This is a genomic window from Dyadobacter soli, assembly GCF_900101885.1.
GTDB lineage: Bacteria > Bacteroidota > Bacteroidia > Cytophagales > Spirosomataceae > Dyadobacter > Dyadobacter soli.
On record NZ_FNAN01000006.1, the window covers coordinates 277,653 to 300,447 of the forward strand.

A 22,795-nucleotide genomic window follows, 5' to 3' on the forward strand; every position below is an offset into this window, starting at 1 on the left:
TGTTGTATGTTTTTTAACCGAATTTTTCCTTGAAAAATATTGCGCCTGCCATCAACTGAGTGTCAGATTGTCAGCAAAACCCATATTTAATATCCCAAAGGTAATTCATTGCCAATAGTATTACGCAACTTCCGGCATAATCCTAATGCATATCTAATGTTAAATAACCATTGTCTATCCTCAAAAATCACCCGTGCCAACGGCCTGGCACCGTTTATACAGATTTAGAACCACTACTAGGTAATGCATAGTACCTTTAACACATCAAAACGATTTAAACATACAGAGCCATGAACCATAATAAATTGTTCCGTAACACCAGCAATAAAATGATCGGCGGAGTAGCCTCAGGATTAGCCGATTACTTCGAAATCGACGTCACCATCGTCCGTGTATTGTTCGTTCTCGCAGTATTCATCCCCGTCACTTTTCCTGTCATTTTGATTTACATTATCCTTTGGATCGTCATGCCCGACGTCGCAAAACGACCCAAACAGCTGGAAGAAGGGCACATTCCTTCTTAAAAAATTAAGACTTCCATCAGCAAAGACTTGGTAGTTGCAAACCGCCGGAAAACAAACTCCGGCGGTTTGTTGTTTTAGGATTAATACCTATTTTTACGATGGTATGCAGGCATACTAAATATGAAATGCCTGCTCAAAACTGATTCAAAAACAGATCCAATATGAACGCATACATTGTGGCGGGCTATCGTACCGCGGTAGGCAAGGCGCCGAGAGGCGGGTTCCGGTTTACACGTCCCGACGACCTCGGTGCGACAGTGATCAAGCATTTGCTGGAACAAACCCCGCAGCTCGATCCCACCCGCGTGGATGATGTGATCGTGGGTAATGCGGTGCCGGAAGCAGAGCAGGGAATGCAAATGGGCCGGTATGTAGCATTGCTCGCATTGCCTAAAAATGTGTCCGGTATCACCATTAACCGCTACTGCGGCTCGGGTGTGGAGGCGATAGCGATGGCTTCCGCGAAGATCCACGCCGGAATGGCCGAATGCATTATCGCCGGCGGTACCGAGTCGATGTCGCTGGTGCCTACCATGGGCTGGAAAACTGCATTGAACTATGAAATAGCCCACACCAATCCCGATTATTACCTCAGTATGGGCCTTACCGCCGAGCAGGTAGCGCAGGATTTCAAGATCAGCCGAGAGGCGCAGGATGAATTTTCATTCCAATCACACCAAAAAGCGCTGCGCGCGCAAAAAGAAGGCTGGTTTGCGGAAGGCATCGTGCCGGTAACCGTGAAGGAAACCTATTTCGACCAGGGTTCCGGTAAGAAAAAGACGAAGGAAACGGTGATCAGCCAGGACGAAGGCCCGCGTGCAGATACGACCGTCGAGGCATTGAATAAACTGAAACCTGTTTTCGCGGCGGGCGGCTCGGTAACGGCCGGCAATTCATCGCAAACTTCCGATGGTGCTGCATTTGTGATCGTAATGTCCGAAAAGCTGGTGAATGAGCTGGGCCTCAAACCCATCGCACGCATGATGTCGTACGCGACCGCGGGTGTGGACCCACGCATTATGGGCATAGGTCCGGTAGCAGCCGTACCACTCGCATTGAAACAAGCGGGTTTGAAATTAAATGATATTCAGCAAGTTGAATTGAACGAAGCATTCGCTGCACAATCGCTGGCGGTGATCCAGGAGCTGGGCATCGACCCGGCTATCGTGAACCCGAATGGCGGGGCGATCGCATTAGGGCATGCATTAGGCTCCACGGGCGCAAGGCTTTCTGTACAACTTTTCAACGAAATGAAGCGCCAGGGCCAGAAATATGGCATGGTAACGGCCTGCGTAGGTGGCGGCCAGGGCGTTGCAGGCATTTATGAAAGGCTAAATTAGGCCGCAGACTAACATTCGAAGCGATTTTCAAGGTCTCCCCGGAATGGTTACCCATCTTCCGGGGAGATTTTTTATTTTTGCCCTTTCAACATGCACGCCCGCTTTCATGGATGTATCCATTATTATCATTAATTACAGGACGCCTCAACTCATTATCAATTGCTTAGATTCTGTCGGCCGGTTTACGTCCGGAGTAACTTATGAAGTTATTGTTGTTGACAACGATCCTGAGAACGGCGGCGGGGCATTGGTAAGGGTAGCGCATCCGGAAGTGCGATGGATCGATATGGAGTACAATGCGGGTTTTGGTATTGCCAATAACCGCGGCATGGAAATCGCCAAAGGTAAATACCTGCTGCTGCTGAATGCGGACACCCTGCTGACCGACAATGTGATCGGCCGGTGCTTCGACCGCATGAACCAGCGTACCGACATCATCGCCTGCGGCGCGTTGCAATACTACCAAGACGGGACCCCAATGCCTTTTTACCGGAGTTTCAACGAATTCCGGCGCACGTTTTTCATACTTCCTCCGAGTGGTCTGGTAGATAAGGTCGTGCACAAACTTTATCCGGAGCCGGATTACACCGATCCCGACCAGCACGACTGGCTTGTAGGCGCATTCATGTTCGTCAGAAGGGAAGGTTTTGAGAAAACAGGCGGTTTTAGCAAGGAGTTTTTCATGTATGGCGAGGATGTGGAATGGTCGGGTCGGTTGGGAAAGCTCGGCAAACTGTGCTATTTTCAGGATTGCACTTTTATCCATCTGGAAAACAATAACCCGTTCCGACGCACACACATTTCGTGGATCAATCGGTTCAGTACCCAAATGCAGGTTTCCAATTTCCTGTGGGTACGAAAGCAGTACGGCATTGCCCAGTATATTCTGCTGATCCTGCATTACATTTTCATGGTGCCGGTGGTGTATGGCTGGAAAATGCTCTTTAATTTGAGAAAAGGCGGAAATCCGTTCTCGGAACTCCGCACACAACATATATATGTAAGGAAGACCCGCGTTCTTTTAAAATATTTCTGGAAAACGCTGTTCCTCCGGAAAGGGCTGTACAAAATCAAGCCCCAGGAGAACATCGACCTCTTAACTGCCTCTGCATGAATCAATCCAAAAAAAGGATCCTCTTTTTTACACCCTATGCCACACGGACAGGATCAGAAATGATGCTGTTGTATATATTGAAAAAAATAGACCGTTCGCGGTTCGACGTCGGGATCGTCAGTTTCGCGAACGGCGAGCTGCTCGCCGAGTTTCCCCAGGATATTCCCGTCCACATTGCCCCGCGCAAGTTCAATACCATTGAAAAGATATCTTTCCACCTCGGTGTGAACCCGACTTTGAGAGCATTGCGGAAGATTGCCAAAAGTTTCAATGCGGATTTCTGGTATGTGAACACGATGATGATCCCCGAGACGATCGTCGTGGCAAAGGAATTCGGCATTAAGGTAATCACCCATTTTCACGAAATGCCGCTCACGTACACGTACCTGAGCGCGCCCGATTTCAAAAGCATTGTAGATTACTCGTCCCTGTTGATCGGCTGTTCGCAGACAACCTGTGATTCGATCAAAGACGCCGGCGGAAAGAATGTAGGACTACTTTATTCATTTATTGACCCTTCTTTGGTCAAAAAGGATGATGCCCGTTCGGCTGAGCTCCGTAAGAAGCTGGGTATTCCGGCGGATGCATTTGTATGGATATTGTCGGGAATGACTTCCGAGCGGAAGGGCTTCGATCTGCTGCCGGATATCGCCGCAGAGTTGAACGATCCGCGCGTACACCTGGTGTGGGTCGGTGCAACGATCGACGACGGATTAGTCTACTACACCGAGCAACGCTGCGCTAATAACACTTCTGCGACCAAAATTCACCTTACGGGCAAACAGAAAGAAGATTATTATGCCTACCTTAATATGGGAAATGGTTTTCTGCTGACCTCCCGGCAAGACCCGTTCCCACTGGTGATGATCGAAGCTGCGTTGCTGGGTAAGCCTATTGTTGCATTTCCTTCCGGAGGCGTTTCCGAGTTTATCAAGGATGGAATGGGTGTCGTTACCTACGATCTGAGCGTCAGACAAATGGTTGCGGCCATGCGGTCGGTGATGAGCGGCGAAACGAAGACAGACAGTGCCCTGAGCATTGAAAGGGCTAGCCGGTTCAATGTGGAGAACGGATATAATGAATGGATCGAATTAATTGACAAAACCCGTTAGTATGCTCAATTCTACGCGTGTGTTTAAGTTTTTGACCCGCATCACTTTGCTTCTAGCCGTGCTGGCATCTTCCGGCCTTGTCTCAGCGCAGAGTCAGCAAAGAACCACCGAAGCGGACAACCAGCGCTATCTCGCGCTGATGCTCCTGAACCTCACCGACCCTGACGACATCGGGCCCGAGCCCGACCTGATCCGCACCGCTGGCAGTTACGGCCTCAACGCGCTTTACATTACCATTCCCTGGGACAAGGTGTATTTGAACTCTCCGACCGACGCGCCGCGCTGGGCCAAGTACGACCAGCAGATCAAGATCGCGACGGATTTGGGAATGAAAGTAGCATTGCGCATTCACCTTGGCCGGTACAGTACGCGCATTAAAGGGTTCTGGGAGGTTTCTGACAGCCAGGTCAGCCATTCCAATAAACCCATGCTAAGCGGTTACGGGGATACATTTTTTGGCTTTGATAACCAGCCCATTCTCGATAAGGGTGTTGCCTTTGTGAAAGAGGTAATGAACCATTACAAATACCTGCAAACGGAAAAAAAGCTGCTCTATGTGTCGGTAACCTCTACGGCTACGCAGGAAGGCGAATATTCGGGTGGTTTGATCGAGAATGGCAAGGAAAACGCGGCGGTTTACGACTATTCTCCTTCGATGGTGAAGGGTTTTAAGGATTTTGTACAAAGCAAATACAAAAAAATCGAACGGATCAATTTTCTCTGGGGAATGACTTTCAAGTCGTTCGACGAGGCAAATCCGCCGGCTACGGCCTGGGATCCTAACCTTTCGTTTCGCCAGCGCTATGGAAAAGACTGGTACATCTACCGCCACATGATGCTGAAAAGATTTACCGAGCAGATGGTGACGGCGGTGAAGAGTGTCGATCCGGCTATCAAATATGTGTCGGACTACGGTTCGGTATTCGATTCGCAATCGGCGACGCGGGGAACGCTGGGTTTCCGCGATCTCAATGTGAAGACAGACGGTATCAAGGTAAACGACAACCTGACCGCCCACGATCACCGCTTTTCGGTGGATATCTTGAAAAGCGATGCGCCGGCGGGCTTCATTACGGCGAATGAGCTTTTTGTAAGCTCTTATCTCGATAATGCCATCCATATGAAGCAGATCAACGAGAATTTCGAACACGGAGCGAACATCGTGGCCGTGGTAATCTCGCAAAAAGAGCAGATGGCGCGCGCGGAAGGTTTTTTACGGCAAGGCGCAGTATCCTGGCTGAACAAACCTATGACCCCGATAACATACGCCGGTACCGTATCATACCGGCTGTCGGCAGCTACCGAAAAAGGCGGAGCGCAGGGAGTGGTTTACGACGAGTGGGCAAGGATCGCCTATGCCGATCGGGCGAACCCGCGACCGGTCCGCATTCGTTTGGTTGAAGACATTTTAGCGCCAAGTTACTGGGATGATGCTTCCAATCACGTGCCTTACGTGTTCAGGCCGGTGCCGATGCAGATCATCCCGGTAAACAAGGATTTCGAATACAGGCTTCCGATCGATACTTTCTCGGACGTGGACGGGAAGGTCGTACGTGTGGACGTGGGTGCATTACCCGCGTGGCTGCGCTATGAAAATGGCGTCTTACGCGGCAGGCCTACGACGCTTGGCGATTACCGCATATCCGTGAAAGGAATCGACGACGAAGGCGGCTCGGCGGAAGCGTTTTTTACCATTCGGGTGGATACCCGCGAGAATGCCAACAAGCCGCCGACCGTAGACAGCAACTTCTCGAACCAGCTGGTGGCGGTGGATAAGCCATTTACCATTACCATTCCCAAAACTGCATTCACCGATCCGGATGGAAGCATTACGAAGGTAGAGGCGAGCGAATTGCCTTCCTGGCTGACGTTCTCGAATGGCGTACTCAGCGGAACGCCGTCGAAGCTGGGAGATTACCGCATTATTCTCAAAGCATACGACGATCTGAATGCATTTGTGGAAACTTACTTCACGATTAAAGTAGTAGAGCCGCAGTTCCTGAACTCGCCGCCATTTGCGACCAGCGGATTGCCTACGAAGTATGCACAGGTTAACATGCCGTTCAACTTTATCCTGCCGGTCAATATTTTCGGCGATGCGGACGGCTACATTTCTTCGGTTACTGTGCAAAACCGGCCTTCGTGGCTCTCTTTTGCCCTAAACGAGTTTTCGGGAACGCCTACCGAGGAAGGCGAGTACCGGCTGATCATCCGCGCTTACGACAATGCGGGTGCATATGTGGAAATTCCGCTTGTGCTGTTGGTACAAACCCCCGAGCTGCGCTTTGAACTCGTTCAGGGAGGTAGCAAAGTGGATCAGCGCGTGATCCGGAAACTGTCGGGCGACGATGTGATCCCTTATGATTCGCTGCCTTCAAAGCTGAATATGTACGCCTACGGGAATTTTGAGTACGACAAAGTTTCGTTCGACCTGAATGGCCCTTACCGCAAGAAATCAACGACGTCGGTCTTTCCATACGCATTATATGAAGATGCTTCCGGCTTTGCGCCTTATGTGGGTCGATATACTTTAACCGTTATCGCATTCAAGGAGGATTCCGCAGTGGTGACGAACTCCATCGAGTTCGGTATTTCGGCGGGGGATAAGCTGGATATTACCAAAAATATGGAAGACTGGGCATTCTATCCGAATCCAGTCGAAAGCATCGTCAATATCAAGCTTCCCGAGTACCAGCCGGGCGATAACCTGAGCTGGGAGATCGTGACGGTGGCCGGCAAACGAATGCCTATCGTGAACTCGCTGGTAAAAGTTACAGATTCCCTGGCAAGCCTGGACCTCGATGCGATCGGCTTGTCGGCAGGCATTTATTTTATCCGGATAGAAAACAACGGGGAATTTTTAAAACAGTTTAAAGTTTTCAAGAAATAGCGAGGCGCATATGTTAGCAATTGTTAATGGCCGCTTATCTAGCGGTCATTTTCATTTATTTTAGGAATAGTATGCTTGCATAATAATTTATATGGCCTATATTTGCATTAACCTGTAATGGTATGCAAGCATACTCAACACGTTCCCGACTAACCCGCATTCAGATATGTCCGTTGCAGCAGTAGACCAGACTTCCATCAAAGGTGGAGAATTCCTGATCAAGGAAACCCAGGCAAATCAGATTTTTATCCCCGAAGAATTCAATGAAGAGCAGCGCATGATCGCTGACACGTGCCGCGATTTCCTTTCGAAGGAAGTGTGGCCGCGTTTGGATGAAATCGACCAGGCGAAAAGCACGGCGCTGATTTCGGGGCTGATGGACAAAGCTGGCGAGCTGGGCTTGCTAGGCACTGCGGTACCGGAGGAATTTGGCGGTTTTGGAATGAATTTCAATACTTCCATGCTCGTAGCGGAAGCGACAGGCGCGGGCAACTCATTCTCGGTGGCGCTTTCGGCGCATACCGGCATCGGTACATTGCCCATTTTGTACTACGGCAATGAAGAACAGAAGAGCAAATACCTGCCCAAACTTGCCTCCGGTGAATGGAAAGCAGCCTATTGCCTTACCGAGCCTGACTCCGGTTCCGATGCCAATTCGGGTAAAACAAAAGCTAAACTGAGCGCCGACGGGCAGCATTATGTGGTCAACGGCCAAAAAATGTGGATCACAAACGGCGGCTTCGCGGACGTGTTTATTGTTTTTGCCAAAATCGAAGAAAATGGCGAAACCGATAAAAACCTGACGGCATTCATCATTGAAAAGTCGTTCGGCGGGATTACGATGAACGAACCCGAGCATAAAATGGGCATCAAGGGTTCGGATACGCGCCAGTTATTCTTCAACGATTGCCTGGTACCCGTGGAAAATATGCTTTCGGAGCGTGGTAATGGGTTTAAAATAGCAGTTAATATCCTCAATATCGGCCGGATCAAGCTCGCTGCGGCGGCTTTGGGCGGCTCGAAACGCGTGGCTTCGCAGGCCATACAGTATGCCAATGAACGCAAGCAGTTCGGTACCGCGATCGCCAATTTTGGTGCGATTAAGCATAAGCTGGCCGAAATGGCGGTGCAAATGTTCGCGACCGAGTCGGCGGCGTACCGTGTGGGGCAAAATATAGATGATCTCATCCAGGCCTTCAAAGAGAAGGGAATGAACGATGCCGAGGCGAAATTGAAGGCTCTGGAAGAATTTGCGATTGAGTGCGCGATCATGAAAGTGCATGGGTCGGAAGTGCTGGATTTTGTGGTTGACGAAGGTGTGCAGGTGTATGGGGGGATGGGTTTTTCGGCCGATGCACCGATGGATCGCGCCTATCGCGATAGCCGGATCAACCGGATTTTCGAAGGTACCAATGAAATCAACCGGCTGCTGGTCGTGGATATGCTGCTGAAACGCGCCATGAAAGGCCAGCTCAACCTCATGGGCCCGGCCGCTGCGGTGGGTAAGGAAATTTTGTCGATCCCCGATTTCAGCTCCGACGAGGATGAAACTTTGTTCGCAGCGGAGAAAAAGGTGATCAAAAACTTGAAAAAGGCCGCATTGATGATCGCCGGTGCCGCGGTTCAGAAGTTTATGATGAAACTTTCTGACGAACAGGAGATTATCATGAATCTTGCCGACATGGTAGTTGAAATTTATGTGGCCGAATCGGTGTTATTAAGGGTGGAGAAACGGATGGGGTTGCTGGGTGACGAGGCGAATGCATTGCAAAAAGATATAGCACTCATTTACCTCAATCGCGCCGTTGAAAAAGTGAACAATGCCGGTCGGGCAGCCATTACGAGTTTTGCCGAAAGCGACGAGCTCCGGGTAATGCTGATGGGCCTGAAAAGATTCACGAAGATCGAACCAATGAACCTTAAAGACGCGCGCCGCCGCATTGCCGACGAGCTGATAGCCGGAAATGACTACGTCTTTTAAAAAATTATAAATATCTCAGGCGAATAACCTGCTACAACTGAAAACCAAAATGTACACGTTGAAAGCCGTATCTGACTCAGATGCGGCTTTTTTGTATCTTGGTAAAAGGTTTTCGATTATCGGTCAAAATACGCAATTTTGGGAAACCAAAAACGACGCCTTTCTCGTTAGGTATGAGGTTCCTTTTTTGAGTTAAATAGCAAAAATAATTACGTTGGATTCACTACTAGCTACTGAAAAACCACCTTTCATGACATTGCATTCCGTGGATCTGCGTACCACAGGCCAGTTTCCTGCATTACTACTCGATTACCTCGATCAGAAACCGACGCTTGATTCTTTTTACAGCATTTTCCCGACGTTGGAGAATGCGGAAAAGGCCATTTTGAACAAAAAAGGATTTACGGCCGACAAGCGCAAAACGCTCGTGGACGTGCTCACGAAACAATATCGGGGCCTGCCTTACCTGCCGGATTTTTCGGTTTTATTGGAAGAAAATACATTCACCGTAACAAGCGGCCACCAGCTGAATATCTTCACCGGGCCGTTGTACATTATTTATAAGATCGTCACGATCATCAAGCTTGCCGAAGCATTAAAGGCGAAATATCCACAGTACAATTTCGTACCCATTTACTGGATGGCTACGGAAGACCACGATTTTGAAGAAATAGCTTCGTTCCATCTTTTCGGGCAGACGCACAAATGGACGGGCGAGCATAAAGGCGCCGTTGGAAAGCTTAATCCAAAGGAATTGGCAGGTATTTTGAAACAATTGCCTGACAAACCACTGCTTTTTGCCAAGGCTTATCTCGAAAACAACACATTGGCGGACGCGGTGCGATGTTATATGCACGAGCTCTTCGGACGTTACGGGCTGATTAGCCTGGATGCCGACAATGCGGATTTGAAACGGCACTTCCTGCCGGTTATTCAGGAAGAACTGAAAGACTCCATTTCGGAGAAACTCGTTACAGAAACCACTTCCCGGTTGAATGCGCTCGGTTACCATACTCCCCTGCACGCGCGCGAAATCAATTTCTTCTACCTCGACGACAACCTGCGCGAACGCATCGTACGCGAGGACGGCGTGTTCAAAGTGCTGAATACCGAGCTGGAATTTAGCGAGGATGAACTACTGGCACTTGCAGAGACAAATCCCGAACGTTTCAGCCCGAATGTAATCCTGCGGCCGCTGTACGAGGAAGTGATTTTGCCTAACCTTGCGTATATAGGCGGGCCGTCAGAGGTGCCTTACTGGATGCAGCTGAAAGGCGTTTTCGAGCATTTCAATGTGCCTTACCCGATGCTGATGCCGCGGAATTTTGCATTGTACATGAATGGTCATCAGTACAAAAAGGCGCAGAAGCTGAAAATCGATTACAAAGACCTTTTCCTGGACGAGATCGCATTGCGCAAGACGTTCATCGAACGCAATACCGAGCACGAGCTCAACCTGAACGATCAGAAAGAGGCATTCAACGCTATTTTCGATCAAATACTCTCGAAAGCTACCGAGGTAGATCAGACCATGCACGGCGCCGTCAAAGCCGAGCAAACACGCCTTTTGAATTCGTTGAAACACCTCGAAAAGCGCATTGTCCGTGCCGAAGAGCGTAATCACGAATCGGAGATCGAGCAATTGCTGACCCTTAAAAACAAACTGTTCCCGAACGGAATCGCCCAGGAACGGTATGATAATCTCCTTAATTTCTACATCAACGACCCTCAGTTCATTCAGAAGCTTTACAATGCCTTCGATCCGCTGGATTTCAGGTATAATGTGCTTTTGGAAGACTAGGGGAGGGGGTTAATCCTTCATTCTCACATCCCCGAAAACGGAGGTTACAGTAATCTTGGGCCCACCACCCGACCCGACTTTGCCCTGGTAATGCTTCATCTTGTCGGGACGACCGTCTTTTTCGGGCTGCATGGAGAAATTGACATTTTCGGTCGGATAACTGAACTTGCCATACGTCACGCTCACATTGAACTGGTTGGCCTCGGCCGGCAGCACAATGGACGAGTACTGGGCCTGGATATCCACATTCTGGGCTGAATGCGTCAATTCGTCGATTTTAAAATTACCCGAATAATTGAGTTTGATCTTCCCTGTACCTCGGATCGTACCGATTTTGGCCCCTGAGTAGTCGATAGCGGCATCCAGGTTCACCACATCGCCGATCATCAGTTCGCCATGTTTGTTGCTCAGCCAGACTTTCTTCGCCTGATCGAGCTTCACATTGGAATACTGGCAATCCAGTTTCCCGCCATCCATTTTGCCGATTTTAGCGCTTCCAAATTGAATGTCGATCACATTATCAGGGTTTTCGAGCAAAGTTGCCATGAAATTGCCGTGCTTGGAATCGACGGTAAGCGGTGCGTAAAACGAAGGAATGTCGGTATTGCCGAACTTGTTGCGCACGGTCAGCGCATTCTCCTTGGGCATGTAGATCGTGTAATCGATCTGGATGAAGTTCTTATCGCCTTTACCTTTATTCCAGCCATTGTTGCCAAACTGGCTGCGGTCGATGCGCGTGGTGATGCTGATGAGATTTTTCGCGCGTTTTTCATCGATATTCACAGAGCTGAGGTATTCGGCGGCACGGCTGTCGGAGGGCGCATTGGCAGTTACCACGATCTCCACCTTGATCTCTTCCTTAGCCCACAGATTCACCTTCACGAGACCAAACTGGTTGTCTACTTCGAGCGCATCGCTCTTTTTGACGTCGAACACCTTCACAATATTCCTTCGCTTCTCTACCAGTCCGTTCTGTTCCGAATCATCGGGATTGAGGGCTGCGCTGGCTACCTGCGGGAGTGTGGCGATCACACTAAATAACAGGAGCGTCGCTATTTTCTTTATCGTTGTCATTTTTCACTTTGTTAATGCGTTGCAAAATTTCCAGTTGTTGGTTCAGCAGATCGACCTGTAATTGCAGGTTCTGAACCATTGCTTCGAGCAATGCTTCCTGGTTAGGGGCGTTCGACAAGTTGGAACGAAGGTTTTTATAGTTCGCTTCCAGACTTTCCAAATCAGCGGAGAAATCTTTGTACAGCTCCGGGTTGTTCCGGGCCAATTTGATGATCTCCTCCCTTTTTTGGTCTATTGCAACATTGTATTGATTGAATTCGCGGGCATATGCGGGGACTTTCAGGGCCACGTTAGGATCACGGGTAATGCCATACTCGTTGTTGAGGTAAACCAGAAACCCGATCCCGAGCGCCAGGAACACCCCCGCGGCAATGCGCCAGTCGAAATAGGGGTTACTCAGACGCCTGATTTTTTTTTTCGATTTCTCAGGTACTATCGGAATCTCGTTATGTAATTGGCTCTCAATCTGGCTCCATAAAGAATCCTGCGGTAAGAAAGTATCAAATCCATCCCTGTTATCACGCACAAACCGCTCCAATCGATCCTTTTTATCAGAAGAATTTTTCATAGATTCATTAACTTGTCAAGTGTAAATAATAGTCTCAAATCCGTAATATTTAGGGGTTCATAGCATCTTAATCGTTTTGCAAATTTCAGCCGTTGCTGGTCATTTGTAGTCATGCATTGTCATTTTGTTGTTTCTCTCCAATCTGACCACACCCGACTATTTTCTGACTACACTTGACCATTCCTGACCACTTCCTGACTAAACCTGACTATTCCGTTACCGTACCAGCATCTCAGTCAACTTACGCTTCGCCCGCATGTACTGCGTCCGGGAGGTCGTTTCGCTGATCCCGAGCACTTCGCCGATTTCTTCGTGGTCGTAGCCTTCGAACAAATACAGGCTTAGTACCACCCGATAACCATCCGGCAATTTCTGTACCGCGTTGCGGACCCTTTCTATTTCGAGCGTCGTGTCGCTCTCATCCAGTCCGAAAGAATCCTCATTCCGGTCGCTTTGCTCTAATGTCTCGTGGAATTCTTCTATTTCCACCCATTTTACCTTTCTGCTCCGCATGTGGTTGATCGCCTTATTGACCACGATTTGCTTCAACCACGCCCCAAACGTCGACTGCTGCCTGAACTGGTGGAGGTTCGTGAATGCATCCACGAAAGCCTCCTGCAAAGCATCCTCAGCCTCTCCCAAGTGGTTCAGTATCCGCATGCAGATGTTGAACATGGCTTTCGAGTAATGTTTATAAAGCTCGTACTGCGCTTTGCGCTCTCCGAGTTTACAACGCTCTACCAGTTCGACGTGCCGGTCGGGGTAAATTTGTGTTTTCAAGCAGAAGGTTTATATTTTGAACGTTCTGGATCAAAGACAATGCTTTCTGCGGCATGTTGCATTTGTTTTAAAAATTTTTTCAAAATGCCGCATACCGAACAAAGGGGCATACCGTGTTGTTCTTAGAAAAAGGCGGGATTATCTTTGCACTGCCTTGATGCAATCTACCGATTTTAGTACATGAAAACTTTCAATATCCCCGATTTTTACCGGAGCCGCATTATCACGCCGATCAAGGAGTTCCGTCGTAAAAATGATAAGCTGAAAAGGGATTATTCGCCCACCGTGCTCGATTTCGGACCGGTCCGGTTCCTCATCGCGCGGCATTTCGGGTTTTGTTACGGGGTAGAGAATGCGATCGACATCGCCTATAAAGCCATCGCCGAAAACCCGGGCAAGCGGATATTCCTTTTGAGCGAAATGATCCATAACCCCGATGTGAACCGCGACCTGATCGAACGGGGTGTGCAGTTTATCATGGATACCAAAGGCAACCAGCTCATTGGCTGGGAGCAACTAACGGCCGAGGATATTGTGATCGTCCCGGCGTTCGGTACGACGGTGGAAAACCAGCAGAAAATAGCGGAACTCGGGGCAGCCGAATACATGTACGACACGACCTGCCCGTTTGTAGAGAAAGTCTGGAACCGCGCGGCGCAGATCGGCGAGAAAGATTATACGATCGTAGTCCACGGAAAGCCCAATCACGAAGAAACTCGCGCTACATTCTCGCATAGCAAAGAAAATGCCCCGACCGTCGTGGTCGAAAATATGAAGCAGACGCAGATTCTGGCCGAATATGTGACCGGTACCAGGCCCTCATCGCAGTTTTTCGAGGATTTCAAAAATCAGTATTCCGAAGGTTTCGATCCTGAGAAGGACTTGCAGCGGATCGGTGTCGTGAACCAGACCACCATGCTAGCCTCCGACACCCAGGGCATTGCGGATTATCTCAAAAACGTGATGATCCGGCATTATAGCCTGCGTCCCGAGCAGGTGGAAGATCGTTTCGCGAACACGCGCGACACATTATGCTACGCCACGAACGATAACCAGGACGCTACCTACGCATTGCTCACGCACGACGCCGACCTCGTTGTGGTGGCCGGTGGCTATAACAGCTCCAATACTTCGCATTTGGTGGAGTTGTGTGAACAGAAGTTTCCGACCTATTTTATCGAGTCGGTCAACAAAATACTTGACAGGCATTTGATCCGTCATTTCGACCAGCATAAAAAGGAAGAAATCGTTACTGAAAACTACATTCCGGGACACACTCCCGTGCGCATCATGCTCACGTGCGGCGCCTCGTGCCCGGACGCGGTAGTAGAAGGAATTCTCGTGCGATTGCTTTCATTTTTCGAAGGAGCGAAGCCGATTGAGGAAGTAATGGAGGCATTTTGACATAACGGTGACCGCTAAATTTCACAGAGGCACCGTTGAATCATTTGAAAGCAGTTATTAAGAGCGAATTAACTTGTATAGTTTAATTTAGGCGGATGGTTTGGTTACAAAAATCATCCGTTTTTTATATCTTCTTTCCTATGAAAAAGACTGCCATCCTGTGTTCTTTTTGCTTTCTCTTTTTGGTCTGGGTTTTCAGTAGCTGCTCTTCCTTCAATGAAATCCGCGTGGCGGGTACCAACTTCACCGAGGTGGTAGGGCAATCGCAAAACCTCGTATTCACATTCAACAAGGACCTCGTTTCGACGGCCGAGCTGAACAATTGGGACTCGACGCAATATGTGACGTTCGAACCGGCTGTTCGCGGGAAGTTCAAATGGACGGCGCCGAACGAGCTGGTGTTTTCACCGGTTGCAGGCTTCGGTGCGGCTACTTCGTATAAAGCCCAACTGACTGATCTGATTACGGAAAAGTCGGACAAGGACAAGAAGTACAAACTTTCGCAAGACCCTATCACCTTCCACACGCCTTATCTGCAACTCACGGAAACGGAAAGCTGGTGGACATTGTCGCAGGAAACTGGCAGGCAGGAAGCGCGGCTCCGGTTGCATTTCAACTACCCGGTGAATGCACAGAATGTGGCTGAAAAGTTAAAGGTATTGGCGGGAAATCAGGCATTGGAATACAGGATTTTGCCTTCTCAGGACGAATCGGCGGTGACGCTGGCATTTGCAAAAGTGGGTGCGGCGGATAACAATGAAACGCCTGTCAATATTGCGGTCGATAAGGGGGTAAAAGTGCAAAATACCTCGTACAGCAGCCAGGAAGCGCTTTCGAAGACGGTGAGCATTCCTTCGCCGCTGCATTTGGAAGTAGTGGATATTAAAACGGGCTTTGAAAACAATGCGGGTTACGCCAGGATCGTGACCACCCAGGAGCTCGATAAAGAAAGTATTGCGAATAGTTTTACGGTCAATCCCGAAGCGGCGGTAGAAACCGAGCCCACCGAGAATGGCTTCATCATCCGCGGGGCTTTCAATGAGACGGAAACCTATGTGCTGCAACTGAAACAATCGCTGAAAGGGATTTTGGGGCAGAATCTGGAAGAAGAAACCTCGCGTGACCTGTTCTTTGGCAAAATGCCAGCAGCGATCTCGTTTGCGAATAAAAAGGGGCTGTATTTGTCGTCCAAAAGTTCGAGAAATATCGGGGTAAACATCGTGAATGTGCCCAAAGTGCAGGTACGCATTTCGAAGCTGTATGCCAACAATATCCTGCATTTTATCCACAACAACCGCTGGAATGATTATGCCTATGTGGGCGAGGAATGGCAGCCGACGGGTAACTTCAATTACAGCGACGACCGTGAAGGCCAGTTGAGCGACGTGATCGTGAACAAGACCGTAGAGACGCAGGATTTATCCAAAAACAAGGGCGTAGCCGCATTGAACATCGCATTACCTGACGACAACAAACGGCAAGGCGTATATCTCGTGTCGGTAAACTCCGAAGAAGAAGCTTACCTGGGTGCTACCAAGCTGGTTTCTATTTCCGATATCGGCCTTATTGCTAAGCAGGGAAAAGATGAGCTTTGGGTTTTTGCCAATTCGATTAAAACCAACGAGCCGATCAAAGACCTTGAACTGACGCTCGTAAGCTCGAATAACCAAAGCGTACATACCATCAAAACAGATGGCGAGGGTATCGCGCACATCGAAAAATTGAGCGAGAAAGCGCCGGGCTTCAAAATTGCGATGATTACGGCCAGCTCCGAGGATGACTTCAACTACTTGCTGCTGGAAGATACACAGGTACTTACCTCACGGTTCGATGTGGAAGGGCTGCGGGATAATGCTTCGGGATACCAGGTATTTATCTACGGTCAACGCGACATTTACCGCCCGGGCGAAACAATGCATTTCAACACCGTATTGCGGACGCAGGATTGGAAGACCGCCGAGAAAGTACCGCTGAAACTTCGCCTGCTTACGCCGAATGGCCGCGAGTTCCGCACCTGGCGTAAAACGACGAACGAGGAAGGCGCAGTAGCGTCGGAAATTCCCCTTGATGCCGGTGTGCTGACGGGCACCTATATTCTCGAAGTATACAATGCGAATGAGGTTTTGCTGGGTTCGCAGGCTGTGAGCGTGGAGGAATTTATGCCCGACCGCATTAAGGTTGATCTCAGCGGCGCCGCGAAGGATTATGTTTCCGGCCAGAAAGTATCGCTCACGGCCACTGCTACGAACCTGTTTGGTCCGCCCGCAAGCAACCGCACCTACGAAATGGATTTCCAATTGCAGCGGAAAGGCTTTTCTGCCAAAGGTTTCCCTGAATATACATTCGACATTCCCGCCGAAACTACTTTCGAGCGCGACAGCCGCCAGGGTACCACTAACGAACAGGGGCAAGGTAATCAGGAGTTTACATTGCTTTCGGGCTTGCAGGATATAGGTGTGCTGGAAGGGAAAATTTACGTAACCGTTTTTGACGAAAACGGCCGGCCGGTCAACAGGTTGCAAAGATTCGACGTGTACACACAGCCGGTATTTTACGGTATCCGGCTGCCCGACTCTTACGTGGGTACCAATGCGCCGGTTCCCGTTGATATTGTGGGTGTTGGCAAGAATGGCGCATTGCAGAATGGCGCCGCGGCGAGCATTGAAGTGGTACGCCTGGAATATCAAACGGTTGTGGAGAAAAAGTACGATCGCTTGCAATACACTTCCCGCAAGCATGAAAAGCTGGTGTATTCCAACAAACTAACGCTTTCTGGTGGAAAAGGTACCTTCCGCTACGTGCCTACGGTCTCAGGCGAGTACGAGGTACGTGTGCGACGTCCGGGCGCAGCGCATTACACACTCGCGAATTTTTATGCTTACGGCTACGGTTACACGCAGTATTCTTCTTTTGAAGTGAGTAATGAGGGCCGCGTGCTGATGGAAACCGATAAAAATCAGTATAAAACCGGTGAAACGGCCAAGGTACTATTCAAAACGCCATTCGATGGAAGATTGCTAGTGACCGTGGAGCGGAATAATGTTTTAGAACAGCACATTCTTACCACCGAGAAAAAGGCCGCCGAGCTCGCATTCAAAATCAAGGATCAGCATTTGCCGAACGTTTTCGTGACCGCGACGCTCATCAGGCCGCTGGATTCGTCCGATATGCCGCTCACGGTGGCGCATGGCTTCCAGCCCATCCTGGTCGAAGATCCTGACCGGAAACTGGATGTCGCTATCACTGCCGTAGAAAAATCGCGGTCGAAGACGAAACAGCAGATCCGGATCAAAACCGAGCCGAATGCGGAGGTGACGCTGGCGGTAGTGGATGAAGGTATTTTGCAGATCAAAAATTCCAAAACGCCGGATATTCACGGGCATTTCTACCAAAAACGGGCATTGGAAGTTTCGAGCCACGATTTGTACGCGCAACTTTTCCCCGAACTAAGCATTTCAGGGACTTCCAGCTCGGGTGGTGACGGTTATGATCTGGAAAGAAGGATTAACCCGCTCAGCAACGGACGTACCGAACTGGTATCGTTTTGGAGCGGGCAGCTGAAAGCTAATGGCAGCGGCGATGTGACCTTTGATGTAAATATCCCGCAATTCAGCGGCGACCTGCGCATTATGGCCGTGGCTTACAAGGATAATGCATTCGGCTCGGCGACAAAGAATATGAAGGTCGCTGACCCCATCGTGATCAGCGCCGGGTTACCACGCTTCCTGAGCCCCGGCGACGAACTGGTATTGCCGGTGAATATAAGCAACACCGAAGCCAAAGCCACTACTGCGACTGTTTCGATTCAGCTTTCCGGCCCATTGGCGGCTGGTGCGGCCCCGGTTACGCAGAATATCACTATACCAGCGGGAAAAGAAAGCCGCGCCATGTTTGCGGTGAAAGCAGCGACGGCTATCGGTGTGGGTAAAGTGGTTGTGAAAGTGAATGCATTTAAAGAAACATTCATTAATCAGACTGAAATTTCGGTCCGCCCCGCTTCGCCATTGCTTAAAACCAGCACATCCGGATTGATAGCCGGCGACAAACAAGGCACGATCGATTTGAAATCGTCATTTATTCCTGCTACAAGTACTGCGCAGGTGGTTTTGAGCCGCTCGCCGCTTGTGCAGGGCGGAGGAAAAGCATTATCGACGCTGCTCGGCTATCCTTATGGCTGCCTTGAACAGACGGTTTCAAAAGCATTCCCGCAGATTTATTTTGCCGACCTTACCAAAGCGATGGCCGCGCCGGTTTACACTGTGAAAAGTGGTGAAAGCGATTTTAACCCGATGACCAACGTGCAGCAGGCTATCCGTAAAGTAGAATCGCAGCAGCTTTTCAATGGGGGAATGGGCATGTGGCCGGGCGCGCAATTGGAAGATTGGTGGGCTACCGCCTACGCCGTGCATTTCCTGGAAGAGGCTCGCCGGGCGGGATTTGAGGTAAATGCCAAAACCCTCAGCCGTGCCGTGGAATTCCTGACCGCGCAAAGTGGTACCACGGCCAACAGGGAAGTCATTGTCGCGAGCACCAATAATGGATTAGCCTACGAAGGTCAGCCGACAGGCACGCAAACGAAAAAGACCGTAGCTCGCCGTGAGGCCATTTATTCACTGTACGTACTCGCATTGAATGGCCATCCGAACCGCGCTTCGATGAATTATTACAAACAAAATCCGCATTTGCTCACGCAGGATTCCAAATACCTGCTCGCAGGCGCGTACCAGCTCGCGGGTGACGCGCGGAGCTTTAATGCATTGTTGCCGAAAAAGTATGTAGCCGAGAATGCCGGGTCTTACTACGACCATAGCTATTCATCGCCGCTGCGGAATATGTCCCTGGTTTTGAATACATTAATAGAATCTGATCCTTCGAATATCCAGATCCCGGTGTTGGGCCGTCAGCTTTCGCTGGCCATTCAATCGGCTTCCTATCTGAACACGCAGGAGGCTGCATTTGCGGTATTGGCTTTGGGTAAGCTGGCCAAAAAGACGTCCAACTCGACGGTTACTGCTTCGGTTTCGGCTAGTGGCAAGGCGCTGGGCCAGTTTTCGGGCAAGGAGTTGAAGATTTCGAAAGGTATTGTAAACCAAAAACTGGCGGTTAAAACGCAAGGCAAGGGCGATTTGTACTGGTTTGCACAAACAGACGGCATGTCGGCAACCGGAAATTACACGGAAGAAGACCAGGGTATCAGCATTCGCCGCCAGTTCCTGACGCGCAATGGCCAGCCGGTGCAGAGTTTCCATCAAAACGACCTAGTGGTGGTGAAATTGACGCTTTCGAGCACCAATGGCTTGCCGGTCGACGATATCGTCGTGACAGACCTGCTTCCGTCAGGTTTTGAAATTGAAAACCCCCGCATTACCGAGCCGCGCGATATGCCATGGATCAAAGAAGCAGCCGTGCCGCGTCACTACGACATCCGTGACGACCGCATTCATTTCTTCACCGTGGCCGAAGCCCGGGAGAAATCCTTCTATTACCAGGTTAGGGTCACTTCCAAAGGCACGTTTACGGTAGGCCCGGCCGCTGCGGACGCGATGTACCGGGGCGAATACCGCAGCTATTCAGGCGGCGGCAAGATTACCGTCGAATAAATCAGAAAGAGAAACCACGCAAAATCAATCCACCGATGATGGCTCCCGCAATGGGGGCCACAACGGGGATCCAGCCATAACCCCAGTCGGAGTCGCCCTTGTTGGGAATGGGCAGAATGGCGTGCGCGATCCGCGGGCCCAGGTCGCGGACAGGGTTAATGGCATAACCCGTAGTACCGCCCAGGGACAATCCAATGCTCCAAACCAGCATACCCACGAGGTAAGGCGCGACGCCGGACGGAATACCGCCTTTTTCAGGATCGGAAGTGCCCGCATAGCCGATCGCGACAATGCCGACGATCAATATCACCGTTGCGATAAATTCACTTAGAAAATTGGCCCCGGTACTTTTAATGGCCGGGCCGGTTGAAAAGCAGGCCAGTTTAGCCCCGCCATCTTCGGTAGCCTTCCAATGCGGCAGGTATTGCAGCCACACCAGTACCGCGCCGAGGAATGCGCCGATCAGCTGGGCCGGAATATAAGTTGCTACAAAGCTGTAATCATTTTGAAGCACGGCAAAACCCACCGTCACGGCCGGATTCAAATGCGCGGCGGCACTGCCGAATGCATTGGCCGTGAATACCCCGAACATCACCGCAAACGCCCAGCCCGCCGTAATTACGATCCAGCCGCCGCTTTCTCCTTTGGTTTTTTTCAGGACGACATTGGCGACTACGCCATTGCCCAATAATATCAGGACCATTGTCCCGACTAGTTCTCCAATGAAAGGCGAAGGCTGCATGTGCTTTGTTTAATCAAGGTTAGTGAACGAATATGCGAATAGTTTTATAATTTCTATTTCCAATCCCAAAAAGAATTTTTCGTTCCGGTTTTACCATTTTAGGACCATGAATTCTGCTAACTTTGCCTGATAATCAATTTTTGTTATTGAAAATCATGTCATTAAATCAGCTTACGGCGATCTCTCCGGTTGATGGCCGTTATTACAAACAAGTATCTGAACTTTCGGCCTATTTCTCGGAATATGCCCTGATTTACTACCGGGTGTATGTGGAAATCGAATATTTCATAGCACTCTGCGAAATTCCCCTTCCACAGTTATCAGAATTTGACAAGAAAAAATATGCGTCGCTCCGCAAAATCTACGAGGATTTCAGCGAGGCCGACGCACTGCACATAAAGGACATCGAAAAGGTGACCAACCACGATGTGAAGGCTGTCGAGTACTTCATCAAGGAGCAATTCGAGAAGCTGGGCATCGAATCTTACCAGGAGTTTATCCATTTCGGACTTACTTCACAGGATATCAACAACACGGCGATCCCGCTTTCGCTGAAAGACGCGATGGAACGCCAGATCAAGCCGTTGTTCCGTCAGGTGCTTTTCGTATTGAAAAGAATGTCGATCGAATGGAAAAACGTACCGATGCTCGCATTCACGCACGGGCAGCCCGCGTCGCCTACCCGTGTGGGTAAGGAATTTCTGGTGTTTGTGGAGCGTCTGGAACGCCAGCTCGAAATGCTGGACAAAATCCCGCATTCGGCGAAATTCGGCGGTGCAACCGGTAACTTCAACGCGCACCACGTCGCTTACCCGAAACAAGACTGGATGGCATTCGGCCATCATTTTGTTGAAGGTTTGGGATTAAAAAGAAGCCGCCACACGACGCAGATTGAGCATTACGACAACCTGGCCGCTACTTTCGACTGTCTGAAACGCCTGAACACGATCCTCACCGACCTTAACCGCGACATGTGGACGTACATTTCGATGGGGTATTTCAAACAGAAAATCAAAGCCGGCGAAGTAGGTTCGTCTGCGATGCCGCACAAAGTGAATCCTATCGATTTCGAAAACTCGGAAGGTAACCTGGGTCTCGCATCGGCATTGTTCGAGCATTTTGCTTCCAAATTGCCCATTTCCCGCCTGCAACGCGACCTTACCGACTCGACGGTTCTCCGTAACATCGGTGTCCCGATTGCGCATTTGGCCATTGCACTGAACTCATTGCTGAAAGGCCTTGGCAAAGTGGAACTGAACGGCGAAGTACTGAAAGCCGAACTGGAAGAAAACTGGGCCGTAGTTTCCGAAGCAATCCAGACGATCCTTCGCCGCGAAAGCTATCCGAAGCCTTACGAAGCATTGAAGGAGCTGACGCGTACCAACGAAAAAATTACCCACGACTCCATCTCGCGTTTCATCGAGACGCTGGACGTGTCCGAAAAAATACGGGAAGAACTTCGCGCATTGAGCCCATTTAATTACCTGGGCGTTGTGGAAGACACTTTCTAAGGGAAGTCAAACCCCCAACTCATCCCTGATCTTCTCCTGCCATTCGCGCGGGAGAAGATCCATCAAATCCACATCACAGAGCGTCGCAATGCGGCAATAGTGCTCCATTTCAATTTTCGTGGTACCGGTCTCCCATTTGTGGTAACCCACCTGGGAAACGCCGAGCAAGTCGGACATTTGCTTCTGTGATAGCCCATTACCTTTCCGGTAACTGATCAGAATTTGTGAAATACACATGACGTCGGTTTAAAGCGTGAATGCTTTGAACCGGGGCTGGTGCGTTGGGGTATTGAGTAGCGTGAGTATAGTAATGATTGACCGGGTCGCCGGAGCGATGAGTCAATGAGTGAATGA

The 22,795-nt window shown here is 49.8% G+C and carries 15 protein-coding genes; 10 read left to right on the forward strand and 5 right to left on the reverse strand.

The features are described from left to right. Nucleotides 1–290: 290 nt before the first annotated feature. The 7 genes from BLQ88_RS11575 to bshC all read left to right on the forward strand — a co-directional run bounded on the left by BLQ88_RS11575 (nt 291) and on the right by bshC (nt 10,762). On the forward strand, nt 291–524 hold the full coding sequence (locus BLQ88_RS11575) for a PspC domain-containing protein (protein ID WP_090149503.1): 234 nt from the start codon (nt 291–293) through the stop codon (nt 522–524). Nucleotides 525–685: 161 nt separating this feature from the next. After that, nucleotides 686–1,864, forward strand: a complete 1,179-nt coding sequence (locus BLQ88_RS11580) for an acetyl-CoA C-acyltransferase (protein ID WP_090149506.1) — start codon at nt 686–688, stop codon at nt 1,862–1,864. A gap of 106 nt (nt 1,865–1,970) precedes the next feature. After that, nucleotides 1,971–2,978, forward strand: coding sequence for a glycosyltransferase family 2 protein (locus BLQ88_RS11585; protein WP_090149509.1), 1,008 nt, complete (start codon nt 1,971–1,973; stop codon nt 2,976–2,978). Continuing rightward, nucleotides 2,975–4,090 (forward strand): glycosyltransferase, encoded by a 1,116-nt coding sequence (locus BLQ88_RS11590; RefSeq protein ID WP_090149510.1) that lies wholly within the window; start codon nt 2,975–2,977, stop codon nt 4,088–4,090. Before BLQ88_RS11585 ends, BLQ88_RS11590 begins: the two co-directional genes overlap by 4 nt. Before the next feature lies 1 nt (nt 4,091). Then, nucleotides 4,092–6,980 (forward strand): putative Ig domain-containing protein, encoded by a 2,889-nt coding sequence (locus tag BLQ88_RS11595; RefSeq protein WP_090149512.1) that lies wholly within the window; start codon nt 4,092–4,094, stop codon nt 6,978–6,980. A gap of 166 nt (nt 6,981–7,146) precedes the next feature. After that, nucleotides 7,147–8,961 (forward strand): acyl-CoA dehydrogenase FadE, encoded by a 1,815-nt coding sequence (locus BLQ88_RS11600; RefSeq protein WP_090149515.1) that lies wholly within the window; start codon nt 7,147–7,149, stop codon nt 8,959–8,961. Nucleotides 8,962–9,211: 250 nt separating this feature from the next. Continuing rightward, the gene (bshC, locus tag BLQ88_RS11605) at nt 9,212–10,762 is read left to right on the forward strand and encodes a bacillithiol biosynthesis cysteine-adding enzyme BshC (protein WP_090149517.1); all 1,551 of its coding nucleotides are present in this window, start codon (nt 9,212–9,214) and stop codon (nt 10,760–10,762) included. A gap of 9 nt (nt 10,763–10,771) precedes the next feature. Here the strand turns inward: bshC and BLQ88_RS11610 are convergent, their stop codons facing one another. From BLQ88_RS11610 to BLQ88_RS11620, 3 genes are all read right to left on the reverse strand, one after another. Continuing rightward, nucleotides 10,772–11,836: a hypothetical protein gene (locus BLQ88_RS11610; RefSeq protein ID WP_176884973.1), complete on the reverse strand. Its 1,065-nt coding sequence runs from the start codon at nt 11,834–11,836 to the stop codon at nt 10,772–10,774. Continuing rightward, the gene (locus tag BLQ88_RS11615; protein ID WP_090149522.1) at nt 11,796–12,404 is read right to left on the reverse strand and encodes a restriction endonuclease subunit S domain-containing protein; all 609 of its coding nucleotides are present in this window, start codon (nt 12,402–12,404) and stop codon (nt 11,796–11,798) included. The genes BLQ88_RS11610 and BLQ88_RS11615 overlap by 41 nt, the downstream gene beginning before the upstream one ends. A gap of 216 nt (nt 12,405–12,620) precedes the next feature. Beyond that, nucleotides 12,621–13,184, reverse strand: coding sequence for an RNA polymerase sigma factor (locus BLQ88_RS11620; RefSeq protein WP_090149524.1), 564 nt, complete (start codon nt 13,182–13,184; stop codon nt 12,621–12,623). Nucleotides 13,185–13,364: 180 nt separating this feature from the next. On the opposite strand from BLQ88_RS11620, the gene BLQ88_RS11625 reads away from it, so the two are divergent. Both BLQ88_RS11625 and BLQ88_RS11630 read left to right on the forward strand, forming a co-directional pair. Further along, entirely contained in the window at nt 13,365–14,588 is a 1,224-nt protein-coding gene (locus tag BLQ88_RS11625) for a 4-hydroxy-3-methylbut-2-enyl diphosphate reductase (RefSeq protein ID WP_090149526.1), read from the forward strand. A 140-nt stretch (nt 14,589–14,728) separates the two neighbouring features. Beyond that, nucleotides 14,729–20,188, forward strand: a complete 5,460-nt coding sequence (locus tag BLQ88_RS11630) for an alpha-2-macroglobulin family protein (protein ID WP_090149529.1) — start codon at nt 14,729–14,731, stop codon at nt 20,186–20,188. 1 nt (nt 20,189) lies between these two features. On the opposite strand, the gene BLQ88_RS11635 is transcribed toward BLQ88_RS11630, so the two are convergent. Beyond that, nucleotides 20,190–20,930, reverse strand: a complete 741-nt coding sequence (locus tag BLQ88_RS11635; RefSeq protein ID WP_090149530.1) for an MIP/aquaporin family protein — start codon at nt 20,928–20,930, stop codon at nt 20,190–20,192. A 155-nt stretch (nt 20,931–21,085) separates the two neighbouring features. On the opposite strand from BLQ88_RS11635, the gene purB reads away from it, so the two are divergent. Further along, on the forward strand, nt 21,086–22,441 hold the full coding sequence (gene purB, locus BLQ88_RS11640) for an adenylosuccinate lyase (RefSeq protein WP_090149533.1): 1,356 nt from the start codon (nt 21,086–21,088) through the stop codon (nt 22,439–22,441). A gap of 6 nt (nt 22,442–22,447) precedes the next feature. Here purB and BLQ88_RS11645 read toward each other — a convergent pair whose 3' ends face one another. Further along, entirely contained in the window at nt 22,448–22,678 is a 231-nt protein-coding gene (locus tag BLQ88_RS11645) for a helix-turn-helix transcriptional regulator (RefSeq protein ID WP_090149535.1), read from the reverse strand. Between the last annotated feature and the right edge of the window lie 117 nt (nt 22,679–22,795).

What these genes read in the sequence shown, in the direction of transcription:
- BLQ88_RS11630 (WP_090149529.1), top strand. Translation starts at nt 14,729, where the DNA reads ATGAAAAAGACTGCCATCCTGTGTTCTTTTTGCTTTCTCTTTTTGGTC.
- BLQ88_RS11625 (WP_090149526.1), top strand. Translation starts at nt 13,365, where the DNA reads ATGAAAACTTTCAATATCCCCGATTTTTACCGGAGCCGCATTATCACG.
- BLQ88_RS11600 (WP_090149515.1), top strand. Translation starts at nt 7,147, where the DNA reads ATGTCCGTTGCAGCAGTAGACCAGACTTCCATCAAAGGTGGAGAATTC.
- BLQ88_RS11580 (WP_090149506.1), top strand. Translation starts at nt 686, where the DNA reads ATGAACGCATACATTGTGGCGGGCTATCGTACCGCGGTAGGCAAGGCG.
- BLQ88_RS11645 (WP_090149535.1), bottom strand. Translation starts at nt 22,678, where the DNA reads ATGTGTATTTCACAAATTCTGATCAGTTACCGGAAAGGTAATGGGCTA.
- purB (WP_090149533.1), top strand. Translation starts at nt 21,086, where the DNA reads ATGTCATTAAATCAGCTTACGGCGATCTCTCCGGTTGATGGCCGTTAT.
- BLQ88_RS11590 (WP_090149510.1), top strand. Translation starts at nt 2,975, where the DNA reads ATGAATCAATCCAAAAAAAGGATCCTCTTTTTTACACCCTATGCCACA.
- BLQ88_RS11575 (WP_090149503.1), top strand. Translation starts at nt 291, where the DNA reads ATGAACCATAATAAATTGTTCCGTAACACCAGCAATAAAATGATCGGC.
- BLQ88_RS11610 (WP_176884973.1), bottom strand. Translation starts at nt 11,836, where the DNA reads ATGACAACGATAAAGAAAATAGCGACGCTCCTGTTATTTAGTGTGATC.
- bshC (WP_090149517.1), top strand. Translation starts at nt 9,212, where the DNA reads ATGACATTGCATTCCGTGGATCTGCGTACCACAGGCCAGTTTCCTGCA.
- BLQ88_RS11635 (WP_090149530.1), bottom strand. Translation starts at nt 20,930, where the DNA reads ATGCAGCCTTCGCCTTTCATTGGAGAACTAGTCGGGACAATGGTCCTG.
- BLQ88_RS11615 (WP_090149522.1), bottom strand. Translation starts at nt 12,404, where the DNA reads ATGAAAAATTCTTCTGATAAAAAGGATCGATTGGAGCGGTTTGTGCGT.
- BLQ88_RS11595 (WP_090149512.1), top strand. Translation starts at nt 4,092, where the DNA reads ATGCTCAATTCTACGCGTGTGTTTAAGTTTTTGACCCGCATCACTTTG.
- BLQ88_RS11585 (WP_090149509.1), top strand. Translation starts at nt 1,971, where the DNA reads ATGGATGTATCCATTATTATCATTAATTACAGGACGCCTCAACTCATT.